Raw genomic sequence first — 17,107 nt, 5'->3', positions numbered from 1 at the left:
AACTCAGGGCAAAACATACCCTGGCGCGGGGCATTTACCCAGCTGCTTATTGTTTTTGTTTATAGAACCAATCAACGTTTTAGATTTGTTGCAGGTCACGACCAAATATCCTATAGTGGTCTGTTGACTTACAGTCTGCCGAATTTCATCCGTACATGTTGTAATTCGGTAAGTATTAGACTAATATCACCACGCATTTTTAGCACCACAGACCGATTCCCCATGACATTTAATACTATTTTTCTGTTTTCGCTACGTTGTAGAAACAACTTAATAGTAAAACAAAGGAGAACAAATCATGTCGCGAAAGATGGTAACAATTGACGGCAACCAGGCGTGTACCCATGTCGCTTATGCCACGAGTGAGGTTATCACTCTTTACCCCATCACCCCATCTACTCCACTGGCCGCTGAAGCAGATACGAAGTCTGCAACACTCCAGGAAAATATCTGGGGCACCGTTCCCACAGTGAATCAGATGCAGTCTGAAGCAGGTGTGGCCGGTTCCATTCACGGATCGCTAACCTCCGGTGCGCTCTGCACCACTTTTACCGCCTCGCAGGGTCTTTTGCTGATGATCCCCAATATGTACAAAATCGCCGGAGAACTGACCCCAACGGTATTTCACGTAACCGCCAGGGCGATTGCCTGTCAAGGTCTTTCCATCTTCGGCGACCACAGCGACATCTATGCGGCGCGACAAACAGGGTGGGCGATGCTCTGCTCACAAAATGTGCAGGAAGCCATGGATATGGCGCTCATCTCATTTCAGGCCACCCTCGCCTCCCGCATCCCCTTTATCCACTTCTACGACGGATTCAGGACTTCGCACGAAATCCAGAAGATAGAAGAGGTGAGCTACGATCAGATGCGAGAGATGATCGACGAGGATCTCATCTTTGACCACCGCAAGAGAGCGCTCTCCCCGGATCATCCGACCATTCGCGGCACAGCCCAGAACCCCGATGTATACTTCACCGGACGTGAAACAGTAAACAAATATTATGAGGCGGTTCCGGCTATCGTTCAGGAGACCATGAACAAGTTCGCTGCAATCAGCGGCCGTCAATACAATCTCTTCGACTACTATGGTGCTCCCGACGCCGAACACGTCATCGTAATGATGGCGTCAGGTTGCGAGACCGCCGCCGCCACCATCGACTACCTTGTGGCCAAGGGAGAAAAAGTGGGCATGGTCATAGTTCGCCTCTACCGTCCTTTCGATTGCAAGGCGATGGTCAATGCCCTGCCGCAGACGGTTGAAAAAATCACCGTGCTCGACCGGACCAAAGAACCGGGCGCTCCCGGCGATCCGCTTTATCTCGATGTCCGGGCTGCAGTCGGTGAAGCCGTCGAAGCAAACAGCTCCGTCTACCCGCCGATAATCCTCTCCGGCCGCTATGGCCTGGGGTCCGCCGAGTTCACCCCGGCAATGGTCAAGGCAGTTTTCGACAACATGAAAGTCATGGCTCCGAAACAGAAATTCTGCGTCGGACCATATGACGACGTGACCAAGACCAGCCTCGATTACGACGAGAGCTTCAACATCGAAGGCGACGATGTTTACCGTGCGATGTTCTACGGCCTGGGTTCTGACGGAACCGTCGGCGCCAACAAGAACACCATCAAAATCATCGGCACCGAAACAGACAACTCGGCCCAGGGCTATTTCGTATACGACTCGAAAAAATCCGGTTCGATCACCACCAGCCACCTCCGTTTCGGCAAGAATCCGGTGGTAGCGCCATATTTGATCAATAAGGCGAACTTTATTGCCTGCCACAATTTCACCTTTCTCAACCAGGTAGACATGCTCTGCAACCTCGAAGACGGTGGAACCTTCCTGCTCACGACCGCGTTTGACAAAGACACGGTATGGGGGCACCTGCCCAGGAAGGTACAGCAGGACCTGATCTCCAAAAAAACCAAGTTCTACATTATCGATGCGGTCTCCCTGGGCCTTGCCCTTGGTCTCGGCGCCCGTATCAACATGATAATGCAGACCGCCTTCTTCATGATCTCCGGCATCCTCACCCAGGAGGAGGCGATCAAGGCGATCAAGGACGCCATCAAGAAGACCTACGGCAAAAAAGGTGACAAGGTCGTTCAGATGAATTACGACGCCGTTGACGGCGCGATCAAGAACATCGTCGAGGTACCTGTCGGCGACGCTGTGAACGGTGGCGAAATGCCGCCGGTGGTTCCCGATCATGCACCGAAATTCGTCAAAGAGGTTACGGCAAAAATAATCGAAGGGAAAGGTCACAAGCTGAAAACCTCCCAGATTCCTGCTGACGGAACCTGGCCGACCGGCACCACCCAGTACGAAAAGAGGAACATTGCCGTTGCCGTACCTCAATGGATCCCTGACAACTGCATCCAGTGCGGACAGTGTGCACTGGTATGTCCGCACGCAGCCTGCCGGATCAAGATCGTTCCAGAAACCAATAACGCTCCGGAAACATTTGTGTCCAAGGATGCCGTCGGCAAGGCATTTAAGGGACAGCAATTCGCACTGCAGGTTTTCACCCAGGACTGCTGCGGCTGTACGCTTTGTGTCAGCGTTTGCCCGGCCAAGACCAAAGCCCTGGAGATGGTTTCCAACAACGAAGAGGTCAAGACTGTACAGGCGGCCAATACCGACTACTTCCTGAATCTGCCGGAGATCAACCCGGCCGACATAAGCCTGGCCACCATCAAGGGAAGCCAGCTCATGCGTCCGCTTTTCGAGTTCTCCGGAGCTTGTGCCGGCTGCGGAGAGACCCCGTATATAAAGCTTGTCTCGCAGATGTTCGGCGACAGGATGTATATAGGCAACGCCACAGGGTGTTCATCAATCTACGGCGGCAACCTGCCGACCACCCCTTACTGTTCAAGGGAGGACGGCAGAGGACCTACCTGGGCCAATTCACTGTTTGAAGACTGTGCCGAATTCAGCGCCGGTATGCGCACCACGGCGAACAAGCTCAACCAGCAGGCATGCGAGCTGCTGAAAAAATGTGCCGACGGTGGTGTCGTCAGCCAGGAATTTTGCGCGGCACTGCTTGAAGCCGATCAGTCCACCCAAACCGACATAGAGACCCAGCGCGGCCGGGTCGCCGAGCTCAAGGATACCCTGGGCAAGAGCAACGTCGATATCGCCCGGAGACTGCTGCATATCTCCGATCACCTTGTGAAGAAATCGGTGTGGGCTTTCGGTGGTGACGGCTGGGCCTACGACATCGGCTACGGCGGCGTTGACCATGTTCTCGCCTCGGGTGAAAACATCAACCTCCTGGTTCTTGATACGGAAGTCTATTCCAACACCGGCGGCCAGATGTCAAAGTCGACCCCCCGCGGGGCAACGGCACAATTTGCCGCCAGCGGTAAAAAAATGCCGAAGAAAAATATGGGGATGATTTTCGCCACCTACGGCAACGTCTACGTGGCCCAGATCAGCCTCGGAGCAAATCCGGCCCACGCCATCAAGGCAATCGCCGAAGCGGAAGCGTATGACGGACCGTCCCTGATTATCGCTTACGCCCACTGCATCAACCACGGCATCAACATGGCGCTTGGTCTTGAGCAGCAGAAGAAAGCGGTTGCCTGCGGCCACTGGCCGCTCTATCGCTTCAATCCACAGCTGGAAACCGAAGGTAAAAATCCGCTTTCCGTGGACAGCAAGGAACCTTCAATCAGCTTTGAAGAGTATGCTCTTGGTGAAAACCGCTATCGTACCTTGAAGCGGGTGAACCCCGACAAAGCTGACGCACTGATCGCTGAGTCGCAAAAAGACGTGCTGAAAGGATGGAAATTCCTCAACAGCCTTGCAGCTGCGCTGGAGCCCGAGGTCAAAGAAGGCTGAGTCGGCTGGTAACTGCCGAATCCAAGTGGTTCGCCAGCCGAACCACTTGACATCAAACAGCAAAGGGGTCGAGCTGAAAGATCAGCTCGACCCCTTTGTGTTAGCTTTTGGGTAAAAGCTCGATTATTCGGCGTCGCTCTTGGTTTTTGCCTTTTCCATGGAAGTTTTCAGCTCTTCGTACTCCTTAACCGAACGCAGCACATTTTCATCCTGCCGTTTCTTCATCTGCGCCGTCTTTTCCTTTATCTTATCATCCCTGATCTTCAAAAACTGAGCACCGAACAGGGTGGCGGCAAGATACTTGAAGGAAAAGAGCATAAGCTCGACATCGTCTTCCTTGATTTTTTCAAGAACTTCCTCTTCTATTTCATAGGTCTCAAGGAACGAACTCTCAAAAATGAAACGCCTGAAAGTGTTCAAATCGGTGGACGCCATAAAAAACATCCGTTTGGCCTGTTCCGACAGGGTCGCCTGGTGGCCAAAGGATTTTCGCCTCATCACCAGCCGCAACCACTCCTTGTTCATCTCATCGCGCACGTCCACTCCCTGATCGGCGCGCCATTCCCTGACGGTCCACTCCTTGTCTTCCTCAAACCCCTTGCAGTGGTCCTCTTTTACCAGGAAAAAGAACTTCTCCTCCTCGGGAGTATTCTCTTTGCCGCTGGCGTCCCGGCTTCCCCCTTCATGGAAATCGGCCATCCCCACCGGGTAGTATCTGCATGCGGTAGGCCGATCGCTGTATACGGTACATCCTTCGGGGGTGACAAACGGACACTTATTATCTTCTTCACGAAGCTTGATCGCAACCCCGGGCATATCGGTTTTTTCCAGGTAAACCGGTGTTGTGTATTGATGCAGAAATTCATGGGCTGGCATTCCCAGTCTTCTGGTCAACTGCAGGATATCATAGGGCGTGAGAATAATTTTTATGCCGCCGCAGCATGCAGTAAAACACTTCACGCCCGGATGGCACCTGAACTTGATACGGCTGTCCAGAGTAAGTTTTTTCGGCTCGATCGATGACGGATTCTTATCCATCCCAAAAAGAGTCTTCTCCTTGATGTTGCTGTTTTCTTTGTTCATACACATCACCTGACTGTCTAAAATTTATATAAACTCCCTGGGGAGCAGTGTTTCGTCATTCCACAAACAGTACATAATACCACCTGCTCATACTAAGTAAACTCAATTCCGCAGATTTATCGCAGCTTCTGATCGAACCGTAATTCTGTTTTCCCCATCCATCCCCGGGGTCATAAATATATCCCCGCAATGTTGATACTCCTTGCAGTTTTTCTTATTTCATCGTATATGTCACATTTTGTTGGCTGTTATTTTTATTACTGCGCCTCTGGCGCATACAGGATTTATTGAGCATGAAACTTTTTTATCGACCGGTCGATCTCACTGATGTCGACACTGTAATTTATCACCTCCCCGATGGCCCTGCTCTCACCGTCAAAGTCGACGGCATAGAGGAGTATCTCGATTTCGAACTGGACCAGGGACACTTCTGCGACACTTCCGATATTGACGGAGTGCTCCACTTCTTTCCCAAAGGAAACGCGTAATCTGTCTTTTTGCAGTACCTCCTCCGGCTGTGGCAACTTCATCGCATACCTCCTCCCTGCTGTACCACGACAACCACGTACACACCAGTCTCAGCAATCACGGGATCGGGGAGATGGAGGAGTACGTGCAGGCAGCGATTGCCAAAGAGCTAAAGTCGCTGACCTTCCTCGAGCATATGGAGGAGGGTATAGTATGGAAGAAACGGACCTGGCTCGAGAAAGATCACTTCAGGTACTTCCTGGATGAAGGCAGACGGCTAAAAGAACTCTACCGCAACCGGATCGATATCGGGCTTGGAGTTGAATGCGGCTACAACCCAGACTATCGGGAAAAGCTTTGCAACAGGCTGAATGAAGAACAGTGGGACCAGGTAGGAATCTCCTGCCATTTCCTGAAATTTCCGGAAATGAAAAATCATCTCAACCTCTTCACCAAATCGGATCAGGATATCGAGCTTGCGCGCAGAATAGGACCGGCGAAAATTCTCACCCGATATTTTGATCATCTCCTGGAAGCGGCAACCTCTCTTCCGGGAACAGTTCTCTGTCACCTCGACGGCCCCCTGCGCCATCTGTCTGAACTGCAGCTGCAAAAGTCCCATTACCGGCAGATTGAGAAACTGCTGGTTGTTATCAAAGACAACGACATGGCCCTTGAAATTAACACCTCAGGGTTCCGTATCAGGGGAGAGCAGTTTCCAGCCGGCAAAATCCTCGACATGGCAGCCACCCTGAAGCTGAGAATCGTCCTCGGCTCCGATGCCCATCGCCCGGATGATGTGGGGTACGACTTCGAAAAGTTTGCATCAGGTTGGTGAAATCGCTGCAACCGTTAAATCAGCAAGCAGACATTCTTAGCCCCTCTTGCCGGCAACTTGCTGCTGGTGATTACAAATCTGTTTTAATACCGATAACTTCGAGTATTTCCCGGGTATCGTTTTTTATCCGAAAGATCCTGTCCTCAATCCTCATCACCCTGGTGCCGACTTCAGGCTTGAGGGAATATTCGCCGATATCAACCGGATGGTTCCTGCCGATTTCGTACAAGTCATGGTCCAGGATCTCTCCTTTCATTATTTTCTTGCGCCATCCCGGCGGCAGCTCGGAAGTTCTTTCCAGCTTTTTGTGCAATCCCGGAGGCAGCTTTTTGTGCTTCTTCTCCTTGTCGTTTTTGGCAAAAGCGGGAGCGACCATCACCAGACATATCAGCACTGCAATAATTTTTCTCATTTCATCTTCCATAAGTTAAAGGAGTTCCCTCACGACCTGCCTGTGCGGGAGAAAGCGTACCTTTTATCCGTCACTTTCAAGCAGGCCAGAAACCCATTGCAGGTAACCTGTCAGATACCGTTTCAGGCCATCCCTGACATTTTTGTCCACCAGTTGGCCGTCGACGTCAAAAGCCTTGGGGGCTGACGGCAGCAGATAGTGAGGTGCGGGATATACAGGCGTCAGGGTACCGGAGAAGATATCACGCAGATGAACCTGCGCCCGCGCCCCGCCGACAGGACTTACCGACGCACTGAGAATAGCCGTAGGCTTGTTGGCCAGTACCGATTTATAGGCCGGTCTCGAAGCCCAGTCTATTGCATTTTTCAACACCCCGGGAATGGAATAATTATACTCCGGAGTGGCAAACAGCAACCCGTCGGCGCCTGCGACAGCATCTATCAGCAGCTGCACCGGCTGCGGCTTGATCTCAGTGTCGGCGTCGGCATTGTAAAATGGCACCTGCTGCAGATCGAAAATCTTCAGTGAGTCGTCCTCTTCCACCATCCCCTGAGCAGCCCTGAGCAGCAGCCTGTTGTACGATCCCTCACGCAGGCTGCCGCTGATACCCACTATTTTCATTCCCCTCCCCTTACACAATATCTGTTTTCCGGGCAGCCGGCGTAATTCATGCATCATTTCACCGCACCGCCGCGTTTACTCCGCCATAACCAGCCACAAAATCGGCCACCCTGCGCCGCCCACGATTACACCAGACAGTCCTGAACCCAGGACATGAGGTTTGTCAGGAGAGTGAAATATCCAGACCAGCGGTTCTTTGTCTGCCATCTGGCCGGCTAAGCGGACAGCACCATAACCGCACTGTACCACCGGCTACTCCTGGACAACCACATTATATGTAAAAGCCACGGCATCGATAGGCCACTCGGTATGGTACTTGAAAGAAAATTTGATCTTGTTGCCCGGATCTGTTGATTTTACCGAGATGTTCTTACAATCAGAGATAACGTCGCCGGATACGAATAGCATCCTGAACCGGCTTTTGCTTTTGCGTATATTGCGCCACATGCCAATTGCCCCGTGGCTTGCGTCAAAATAACCTTCAACAAGATAATTTCCCCTATCATCGAGTTTGGTGATTGTCACGGAAGGGGTGATTTCACCGTAACCTTTCATTTCATTGCATTGTGCGGGAAAACCATCTATCCGGCAAAACGCGGGAAGAGAGGCGTCAACCGACTTACCGATAAGGGACTTGCCACACCCAGCCATGACAAAGCCCGCCACAGTCGCCAGCAGTACATATTTTTTCCAGAAACCCGCTCGCATAACCTTCTCCCTTGTTCTTTTAATAAACGTACGAAAAGTACTTCTTCAGCAGCACCTCTTGGTAAAACACGCACAGCGCCCAATTGGTCCCCCCTTAATCCGCTGGAGAAATAGTCTGAGGAAACGTATGATGAATAGTATCGGAAAAAACCGTTATTGTAAACAGTGCCCTAACCAACAAATTTCCAGATATTTCGCATTCATCTCTTATCGCGGTGCCGGTTGTTGCCGCTATCCGCGCGATCCCGCTCAACCACCGTTGAGTTCTTCTTCGATCGCATCGATTTTTTCCTGGGCTATTTCCCAGTTTTTATACCATCGCTCCAACCGCCGCTTGCAATCTTCGTACTTTTTCGAAACCTCGGTCCAACGCGTCTCATCCGAGTAAAGACCCGGGTCGGCCATCAGTTGCTCCAGCTCCTCTTTCTGTGTTTCAAAGGATTCCACCTGCTGTTCGGCTTCGGCAAGTTTTTTCAGCCAGGGGCCGGCTTTCTTCGATCTTTCCTGGCGCTTAACAGCTTCCAGCCGCTTTTGTTCCTTGCGGCTCATCGAATCGTTCACGCCGGCGCTCTTTTCTTTTTTCCTCGAGCTCTCCTCGTTTTCGCCGCCCTCTTCACGTTTAAGCTGCAGCTGTTCCTGCTTTCGCAGGTAGTCGGAAACGTTTCCTTCGTACAGCGCAATACCACCGTTTCGCACCTCGAGGACCTTATTGACGAAACGGTCGACAAAATAGCGATTGTGGGAAACGACGACAATGGTCCCTTCATATTGGGCCATCGCTTCCTGGAGCACCTCCTGGGAGCTCATGTCAAGATGGTTGGTCGGCTCGTCAAGAAGCATGCAGTTTGCCGGCGCGGCAATCATTTTGGCCAGGGCAAGCCTGCTCTTTTCCCCTCCGGAGAGTACACTGACCTTCTTGTCGACATCTTCCCCCCGAAACAGAAAGGCCCCCAGCAGCGACCTGGTCCTGGTCACCGTCATCTCTTCCCCGCATAGCGCCATAGTCTCAAGCACCGTGAGCTGGGGCGACAGTTCCTGCGCCTGGTGCTGGCCGAAGTAGGAAAGCCTGACGTTGGCCCCAAGCCGCACCGATCCTGTGTCGGAAGGGAGCTGATCGGCGAGGATTTTCAAAAAAGTCGACTTACCGGCACCGTTGACACCGACAACAGCGACCTTGTCGCCACGGTTAAGCAGCAGTTTCACCCCGTCAAAAACTTTCTTCCCGTCATACGATTTGGACAGACCTTCCACCTGCAGCACGTCTCTTCCTGACGGAGGTGCCGGGGGAAAGGAGAATTTGATCTGGTGTTCTTCTTCGGTGAGTTCGATCAATTCCATTTTTTCCAGCTGCTTGACCCTGCTCTGCACCTGCCTGGCCTTGGTCGCCTTTGCCCTGAACTTGTCGACAAAACGCATGGTCTGCCGGATCTTCGCCTGCTGATTGTCGTAGGCGCCTTTTTCTATCGCTCTTCGTTCGGCGCGCTCTTTCACGTAATAGCTGTAATTCCCCTTGTAGATATCGACCTTTCCGAAACTGAGTTCCCAGGTTATCTCGGTGGTTTTATCGAGAAATGTCCTGTCGTGGGAAATAATTACCATTGCCCCATGGTAATTTTTCAGGAACTGTTCCACCCAGGTGAGTGATTCCAGGTCGAGGTGGTTGGTCGGCTCATCAAGAAGCAGCAGGGATGGACTTTCCAGTAGCATTTTGGCAAGTTTAAGACGCATCTGCCAGCCGCCGGAAAATGCCGATACCGGAAGATTAAGCTGCTCGGGAGAAAACCCCAATCCGACCAGGACTTTTTCAATTTTTCCGCCGATGGCGTAAATATCACTGCCTTCCAGCAAATGCAGGATCTCACCGTGTCGATGGATAATCTCCTTGAATTCAGAAGATTCGGGATCATAATCCTTCATCTTAACCTGAAGCTCTTCCGACTCCCGCTGCAACTCCAGCAGAGGTCCAAATGCGCTCTCCGCCTCCTGGTAGAGGGTCCGCTCCGAGATCAGGTCGGTCGATTCCTGGGCCAGATAGCCGATGGAAAAATGTTTTGCACAGCTGATCACTCCGTCGTCACTGGGCTCGACCCCGGCCATAATTTTAAGAAGGGTCGACTTTCCCGCACCGTTTACTCCTACAAGGCCGATGCGGTTGCCGTTGTAGACCTGAACCGCAACATTTTTAAAAAGGTGCTTTTCACCAAAGCGAATATCCAAATTATTTACCGACAACATAAGTTACACTACCCCGTACCATCTCTTTATCAGTTACTAAATCGTATCGCCCGGCATATCCGAGTAAATCGAGCCGTTTGATGTTGTTTCTGTTATTGCCGACCACCGCCGACAGATCCCGGTGCGATACACGTATTTCAAGTTTTTCCTTATCGTTGAGCTGTACCAGCCTCTTCCTGAGCCTCTTGAACCAGAGTCTTGAATTGACCAGCTGGCCAAAAGCCGGATGATAGGGCCCGGCAACGACACTTTGCTCTAGACCGGGTGACGGCTGCAGGCCCATCCGTATCACCTTGATACCGGCACCATCAAACATCTTGTAACTTCTCGCCGTCATCGCAACAGCTTTTTCCAGACTCAGGGGCAAATATTCACCCCGGCGATAACTTTGTTCGAGCCCGGAGTCCCGGACCACCACCGTCGGATAGATGCGCACAAAATCAGGTTGCAGCCCGATAGTCGTTTTAACCGTAGCCATAAATGTTTTCAAGCTGTCTCCGGGCAATCCCGGCATAAGCTGGACGCCAACCTCAAACCCCATGGTCTTAAGCAGCCGTACGCTTTGTCTGCTGTGGTGAGCGCCATGTCCTCTTTGTGACAATCTCAGAACCCGGTCGTCAAAAGACTGCACCCCCAACTCCACGGTCCTCACCTTATGCTCCCAGAGCATACGGCCCCCCGACGCATCGACGCAGTCGGGCCTTGTGGAACACCGAATCGAATCCACCAGCCCGCTCTCTATAAATGGACGCACCTCATCCAAAAGCGCACGCTGCAACCCGGTATCCATACAGGTGAACGATCCGCCGAAAAAAGCCACCTGTACCCGGCGCCGGTCTTTTTTCCGCGCAAGCCAGGCCGCGATCTCCGACTTCACCCGGCAAAGCTCAATCCCGCTCCTTGCAGTTCCCGAAATTTTCTCCTGGTTACAGAAAAGACAATCATGGGGACAACCGCAGTGAGAGATGAACACAGGGATAATATAATGCATCTCAGCCACGCAAGACTACGGCAGAAGCCTGTTCAGCGCATCAGCTGCAGCCCGCTGTTCCGCCTCTTTCTTGGAACCGGCGCGGCCGCTGCCCAGGATCTTGTCCTGAAACGTCACCGAAACGGTGAAGATTTTTTTATGCGACGGTCCCTCTTCTCCGTCTACCTGATAACTGGGACCTTCGTTGTATTTTTCCTGAAGCAGCTCTTGGAGGCGGCTTTTGGAGTCGGCCAGCAGGAGTTCCTCTTTTTTTTCCTTGAGAGCAGGAATGAAAAATCTCTCGACAATCTCGACCACCGTATCGTAACCGCCGTCTTCGAAGATGGCGCCGATCACCGCTTCATAAGCGCAGGAGAGTATCGACGACTTCTGCCTGCCCTGGGAAGCATCCTCCCCTTTGCCGAGCGCCAGGAAATTACCAAGATTCACTTCACGGGCCATCTTGGCGAGGTGCTGCTCGTTTACCAGCGACGCCCGCAATTTGGTCAGCTCACCCTCGCGCATTTCATCATATCGATGAAACAGCAGATGACCGATCACCAGGTCCAGGACCGCATCGCCCAAAAACTCGAGCTTTTCATTATCGTTGCCGCCCTGGGCCTGCTCGAAGGCAAAGGATGAGTGAATCAGTGCCTTCTGCAGCAACCTGAGATCGGTAAATCTATAACCGAGAAGATTTTCAAGTTCACTGAGCCGGGCCTTGTTGGCCCCAACAAGTGAATCAATATTTTTCTCCATTAAATATTTTCCTTGTCAAAATTTTCTACTATGGTATAAAGGGCCTCTCACGTTGAGGCGGCGTAGCCAAGTGGCTAAGGCAGTGGTCTGCAAAACCATTATTCATCGGTTCGACTCCGATCGCCGCCTCCAGCAATTTCAAAGGGATTACAGATAACACAATCTGTAATCCCTTTTTTGTTGCCTTTTGCAGCATTTTTCCGCCCGGGTAAATGGTTTCTGACCGGCAGGTCCTTTCAATCCGTGATATAAACAGGATAACCACCAACAAATCTGCTGCGAGTAGTTACCCTATATTACGCTTCCGGTCAAGCCGGTTCCACCATCCGCAACCAGCCCGACTACTCGACGGGAATGCCCCAGATCTTCTCGGAGTATTCCCTGATCGTCCGGTCGGTTGAAAACTTTCCCATCCGGGCGACATTGAGTATTGCTTTTCTGGTCCACTTTTCAGGTTGCAGAAATGCATCGCTCACCCTGTTCTGGCAGTCAATGTAGGATTCGAGATCGAGCAGCAGCAGGTACGGATCGTTCTCATCCATCAGGCTGTCGACAAGGGGCTTGAACAGTTCGGTGTTTCCACCGGAAAAACTGCCGCTCCTGAGGGCTGCCATAATGTTGTTTATCGATTCGTTCTCGCGGCACACCTGGCGCGGAGTACGGCTGCAGTTTTTCCTTTCAAACTCCGCTTCTTCGGCGGACAACCCGAATATAAAGATATTTTCCTCGCCAACCTCTTCTCTTATCTCGATATTGGCGCCGTCCAGCGTGCCTATGGTCAGGGCACCGTTCAGGGCAAATTTCATGTTGCCGGTCCCGGACGCCTCGGTGCCCGCAGTGGAGATCTGCTCGGAAAGATCTGCAGCAGGCATCACTATCTCGGCCTGGGAGACGTTGTAGTTGGGGAGAAATACAACCTTCAGACGATCTTTCACCCGCGGGTCGTTATTCACCACCTCACCGATGGAGGTGATGAGCTTGATGATCAGTTTTGCCCGCCAGTAAGACGGGGCCGCCTTGCCGGCAAACACCGCCGTGCGCGGCGCGCGTCCCTGCGCCTCCCCGCGGATGATTCTCTGGTAAAGGTTAATCAGATGCAGGGCGTTGAGCAGTTGACGCTTGTATTCATGAATCCGTTTCACCTGAATATCGAACATGGTCGAAGGATCGACCACAACACCGCACTTTGTCTTGATATACCCGGCCAGCCGCTTTTTATTAGCGTATTTTATTTCCCGCCACCCGGTGCAGAACTCCTCATCGTCAAGAAACTTCTCGAGACCGCGCAGCTGGTCCAGATCGGTTACCCACCGGTCGCCTATCCTTGAGGAAATCAATCCTGCCAGCGACTCATTGATATCGAGCAGCCACCGCCTCGGGGTGATGCCGTTTGTTTTCGAATTGAACCTGCCAGGATAAAAATTGTGAAAATCCGGGAAAATGCGGTTTTTCAACAGCTGGGAATGGAGTTCTGCCACCCCGTTGACACTGTGACTGCCGATAATTGCCAGATGCGCCATGCGCACCATTTTAACCGGACCTTCCTCGATGATCGACATTTGACGTAACTTCTGCTGGTTGCCGGGATATCTCTCGGCGACCTCGTTGAGAAACCGCTGGTTGATCTCATAAATAATCTGCAGATGTCTCGGCAACACCCTGCCCATCATCTCAACCGGCCACCGCTCCAGCGCCTCCGGCATCAGGGTATGATTGGTGTAGCCAAAGGTGTTGACCGTTATCTTCCATGCCTGTTCCCATGAGAGCCCTTCAATATCAAGAAGCAGCCGCATCAGTTCAGGGATTGCGATAGAGGGATGGGTATCGTTGAGCTGGACAGCCACCCTGTCGGTGAACTGGTCGAAGGTAACGTGCTTTTTCTTGTAGCGTCGCATGATGTCCTGGAAGGTGGCGGCGACAAAGAAGTACTGTTGCTTGAGTCTGAGCTCCTGCCCGGCATAGTTGTGATCCGGGGGATAGAGCACTTTCGAGATAGTCTCAGAGCTGACCTTGGACTCGACCGCGCCGATGTAATCGCCGCGGCTGAAATCGCCGAGGTCGAGTTCCCGGGAGGAAAACGCCGACCAGAGCCGCATATTGATCACATGGTCGTTCTTGTAGCCGGGGATCATGATATCGCTCGCCTTGGCCATGACGTCCTTGGTGTTCACCCATCTGGCGCGGTATCTGCCGTTTTCGTCCTGATAGGAAGTGACGTTGCCGAAAAACTGTATCTTGAACAGGGGCAGTGAGCGTTCAAATTCCCACGGAGTACCGTTCTGCAGCCAGTTGTCCGGCCCCTCCACCTGGTAGCCATCCACAAGCTGCTGAAAGAAAAGCCCATACTCGTAGCGTATACCGTAGCCATATGCGGGGATCTTCAGAGTTGCGATTGAATCCATAAAACAAGCCGCGAGCCTGCCAAGCCCGCCGTTGCCAAGGGCCGCATCCTCTTCCTGGTCACGAACCTCGTCAATGTCAAACCCGAGTGCTTCCACCGCCTGTTTAACGTCCTGGGTGATGCCGAGGTTGGTGATAGAGTTGCCAAGAGATCTGCCGATGAGAAACTCAAGGGAGAGGTAATACACTCTTTTTTTCTTTTTCGCGTAAAAGGTCTTCTGGGTCGATATCCATTTCTGCACCATCAGATCACGTATGGTGTAGGCAAGAGCCTTGTACACGTCCCTGGCTCCGGACCGTTCCGGATCACGGCCCTGGAAACTCATCAGGTGGTGAATGATATTGAGCTTGATCGCCTCCGCAGTTGACGGATACGGTGCCGACGGCCAGGTAACGCTCTCGTTGTTATTTCTTTTTTCAATCTTCTCCAGCACTTCCATTAGCGCCTCCTCCCTGCTACTTGAACCAACTGTTCCATTTTGTAATGCTACAACGATCCGCAGTTATTTCCGCAGATACTGAATCATCCCGACCCCGAGCCACTGGACAAACCGGCGGAACGGAATTACCTCTTGTCTTGAATCATAACATTTCATCAGCCACGGAAATGATTATAATTCTCTTGCAGAAATTGGCTACAGCGGTTCTTTTCAAACCTTCCTGCAATTTGTGGCACCATTTCTCTGTCAACACTGTGATTCAGGTTGATACATGCCACTGCGTGGTATATGATACCCTGCAGAGCAACTTGGAAAAAGCAACCGTCATTTTACAAACTTAAACTTCATTGTACACAATTCATGACAAAAAGACAGAGTTCCAAGACCGGTGGCAAAACCGCTGATCAAAAAACTGTATCCGCAAGACCAACCGGCAATCTGGTTACCTATTTTATTATTTTTGTATTCGGCTTTTTAGCGGGCGTAGCCTTTACTGTTATCAGGAGCTCCTCCCCGGATCCCGCCAGCACCCCGGCACCACAGGAGCATTCCCAGAACGACCAGGCCCACCAGGCAATACTCAACCTGGAGGCGGAAGTAACCGCAAACCCCGATGACTACCAGGCCTGGGTACGACTCGGTCATCTCTACTTCGACACCGACCAGCCGCAAAAAGCGATAAAAGCCTATACCACGGGACTTGAACTCCACAAAGGAGACGCCAACCTCCTCACCGACCTCGGAGTCATGTACCGCAGAACGAATCAACCGGCCAAGGCTGTGGAATATTTCGATAAGGCAATCGCCATGGATCCCGTACACATGCCTTCACGATTTAACAAAGGAATAGTCCTGTTTTACGATCTGGACGACCCGGAAGGGGCAATTGGCAGCTGGGAATCACTGCTGCAGATCGATCCGGAAGCCAAGACCAGCAGCGGGGAACCCCTGGGCCAGTTTATCAAAAGGGTAAAAGAGGATCTTGCCAAGCACAAGGCAGAACAACACTAACATTGAAAAGTAAAGAGATCAGCCATGAAATTTGAAACGCGAGCTCTCCATGCCGGCCAGACAATAGACCAGGACACCCTATCGCGCGGAGTTCCCCTCTACCGCACCGCCGCCTACATGTTCAAAAGCACCGAGCATGCGGCCAACCTTTTTGCCCTGAAAGAACTCGGCAATATCTACACCAGGCTGGGCAACCCCACCCAGGCGGTATTGGAGCATCGCATGGCCGATCTTGAAGGGGGCGCCGCCGCCCTGGCGCTGGCATCGGGTACTTCGGCAATATTTTATACCATCATAAATATCTGCACCCAGGGAGACGAGATCGTCGCTGCCAACAATCTTTACGGCGGCACGTATGTGCAGTTTGACACAATCCTGCCCCAGCTCGGAATAACTGTAAAGCTGGTCGATCCCGCCGACCCGGACAACTTCCGGAGAGCGATTTCGGCCAAAACCCGGGCCATCTACTGTGAAACCCTCGGCAACCCCTCGCTCAACATGACCGACCTTGCAGCGCTTTCGGCAGTTGCCAGGGAATACAACCTGCCTTTGATCGTCGACTCGACCTTTACCCCGCCCAGCATTCTGCGACCGCTGGAACATGGGGCGAATATTGTCATCCACTCCCTGACCAAATGGATCGGCGGCCACGGCACCGCAATCGGCGGTATTGTAATAGACGGGGCAAACTTCAACTGGAAGGATCCGAAATTCACGCTCTACAACGAACCGGACCCATCCTACCACGGAATGCGTTACGGTCACGATCTCGGCGACCTCACCCCGGTCGCTTTTGCCCTCCGCATGAGGCTTGTACCTCTCAGAAACCTGGGGGCATCGATAAGCCCGGATAACTGCTGGACCTTTCTGCAGGGTATGGAGACACTCAGCCTGCGAATGGAGAGGCACTGTGAAAACGGTATGAACGTGGCCAATCACCTGAGTCGTCATCCCGGAGTTAAATGGGTAAATTATCCCGGCCTTGAGGGTTCGCCCGGAAACGACATTGCGGCAAGATATCTTAAAAACGGTTTCGGCGGAATGATCGGTTTCTGCATCAGGGGTGGCATGGAAGCTGGTAAGAAATTCATCAACAACCTGCAGCTGATATCCCATCTCGCCAATGTCGGAGACGCCAAATCCCTGGCCATCCACCCCGCATCGACCACCCATTCCCAGCTTTCGGCAGAACAGCTGGCGGAATGCCATCTGGATGAAGGGTTGATAAGACTCTCCGTTGGTATCGAACATATAGACGACATTCTTGCCGATATCGATCAGGCACTGGATAAAGCGGCGTAACGGCTGGTGGAAAAAT

Annotated in this window: 13 protein-coding genes and 1 tRNA gene; 5 read left to right on the top strand and 9 right to left on the bottom strand. The window is 52.2% G+C overall.

Annotated elements, in window-relative coordinates:
* Window positions 1-298 precede the first annotated feature (298 nt).
* On the top strand, window positions 299-3,844 hold the full coding sequence (gene nifJ, locus BLQ17_RS18175; protein WP_092225455.1) for a pyruvate:ferredoxin (flavodoxin) oxidoreductase: 3,546 nt from the start codon (window positions 299-301) through the stop codon (window positions 3,842-3,844).
* Between the two features lie 123 nt (window positions 3,845-3,967).
* Here the strand turns inward: nifJ and BLQ17_RS18170 are convergent, their stop codons facing one another.
* Complete coding sequence (locus tag BLQ17_RS18170) at window positions 3,968-4,927, bottom strand: YkgJ family cysteine cluster protein (RefSeq protein WP_092225453.1); 960 nt, start codon at window positions 4,925-4,927, stop codon at window positions 3,968-3,970.
* Between the two features lie 284 nt (window positions 4,928-5,211).
* Window positions 5,212-5,457, bottom strand: a complete 246-nt coding sequence (locus BLQ17_RS22705) for a hypothetical protein (protein WP_176761306.1) — start codon at window positions 5,455-5,457, stop codon at window positions 5,212-5,214.
* Between BLQ17_RS22705 and BLQ17_RS18160 the strand changes: the two genes are divergently transcribed.
* Complete coding sequence (locus tag BLQ17_RS18160) at window positions 5,445-6,233, top strand: histidinol-phosphatase (protein WP_245695231.1); 789 nt, start codon at window positions 5,445-5,447, stop codon at window positions 6,231-6,233. The two genes, BLQ17_RS22705 and BLQ17_RS18160, sit on opposite strands and share 13 nt — an antisense overlap.
* Before the next feature lie 70 nt (window positions 6,234-6,303).
* Here the strand turns inward: BLQ17_RS18160 and BLQ17_RS18155 are convergent, their stop codons facing one another.
* From BLQ17_RS18155 to rnc, 6 genes are all read right to left on the bottom strand, one after another.
* Window positions 6,304-6,645: a hypothetical protein gene (locus BLQ17_RS18155; RefSeq protein WP_092225449.1), complete on the bottom strand. Its 342-nt coding sequence runs from the start codon at window positions 6,643-6,645 to the stop codon at window positions 6,304-6,306.
* 63 nt (window positions 6,646-6,708) lie between these two features.
* Window positions 6,709-7,323: an NADPH-dependent FMN reductase gene (locus BLQ17_RS18150; protein ID WP_218121838.1), complete on the bottom strand. Its 615-nt coding sequence runs from the start codon at window positions 7,321-7,323 to the stop codon at window positions 6,709-6,711.
* 195 nt (window positions 7,324-7,518) lie between these two features.
* The gene (locus tag BLQ17_RS18145) at window positions 7,519-7,974 is read right to left on the bottom strand and encodes a hypothetical protein (RefSeq protein ID WP_092225444.1); all 456 of its coding nucleotides are present in this window, start codon (window positions 7,972-7,974) and stop codon (window positions 7,519-7,521) included.
* Between the two features lie 249 nt (window positions 7,975-8,223).
* Entirely contained in the window at window positions 8,224-10,191 is a 1,968-nt protein-coding gene (gene abc-f, locus BLQ17_RS18140; protein WP_342674193.1) for a ribosomal protection-like ABC-F family protein, read from the bottom strand.
* A gap of 1 nt (window position 10,192) precedes the next feature.
* Window positions 10,193-11,200 carry an elongator complex protein 3 gene (locus BLQ17_RS18135; protein WP_143005543.1) on the bottom strand — a complete coding sequence of 336 codons (1,008 nt, stop codon included), beginning with the start codon at window positions 11,198-11,200 and terminating at the stop codon, window positions 10,193-10,195.
* A gap of 15 nt (window positions 11,201-11,215) precedes the next feature.
* Entirely contained in the window at window positions 11,216-11,938 is a 723-nt protein-coding gene (gene rnc, locus BLQ17_RS18130) for a ribonuclease III (RefSeq protein ID WP_092225439.1), read from the bottom strand.
* Between the two features lie 56 nt (window positions 11,939-11,994).
* Between rnc and BLQ17_RS18125 the strand changes: the two genes are divergently transcribed.
* Window positions 11,995-12,070: transfer RNA gene (locus tag BLQ17_RS18125), tRNA-Cys, on the top strand.
* Between the two features lie 209 nt (window positions 12,071-12,279).
* On the opposite strand, the gene BLQ17_RS18120 is transcribed toward BLQ17_RS18125, so the two are convergent.
* Window positions 12,280-14,778, bottom strand: a complete 2,499-nt coding sequence (locus BLQ17_RS18120) for a glycogen/starch/alpha-glucan phosphorylase (protein ID WP_092225437.1) — start codon at window positions 14,776-14,778, stop codon at window positions 12,280-12,282.
* A 360-nt stretch (window positions 14,779-15,138) separates the two neighbouring features.
* Between BLQ17_RS18120 and BLQ17_RS18115 the strand changes: the two genes are divergently transcribed.
* Window positions 15,139-15,789 (top strand): tetratricopeptide repeat protein, encoded by a 651-nt coding sequence (locus tag BLQ17_RS18115; RefSeq protein WP_176761305.1) that lies wholly within the window; start codon window positions 15,139-15,141, stop codon window positions 15,787-15,789.
* Window positions 15,790-15,813: 24 nt separating this feature from the next.
* The gene (locus BLQ17_RS18110; RefSeq protein ID WP_092225433.1) at window positions 15,814-17,091 is read left to right on the top strand and encodes an O-acetylhomoserine aminocarboxypropyltransferase/cysteine synthase family protein; all 1,278 of its coding nucleotides are present in this window, start codon (window positions 15,814-15,816) and stop codon (window positions 17,089-17,091) included.
* The last annotated feature ends 16 nt before the right edge of the window (window positions 17,092-17,107 follow it).

Origin of the sequence: Desulforhopalus singaporensis, assembly GCF_900104445.1 — a bacterium.
Classification (GTDB): Bacteria; Desulfobacterota; Desulfobulbia; order Desulfobulbales; family Desulfocapsaceae; genus Desulforhopalus_A; species Desulforhopalus_A singaporensis.
The sequence above is the reverse complement of the archived record's forward strand: the minus strand, read 5'-3'. Positions and strand labels throughout refer to the sequence as shown.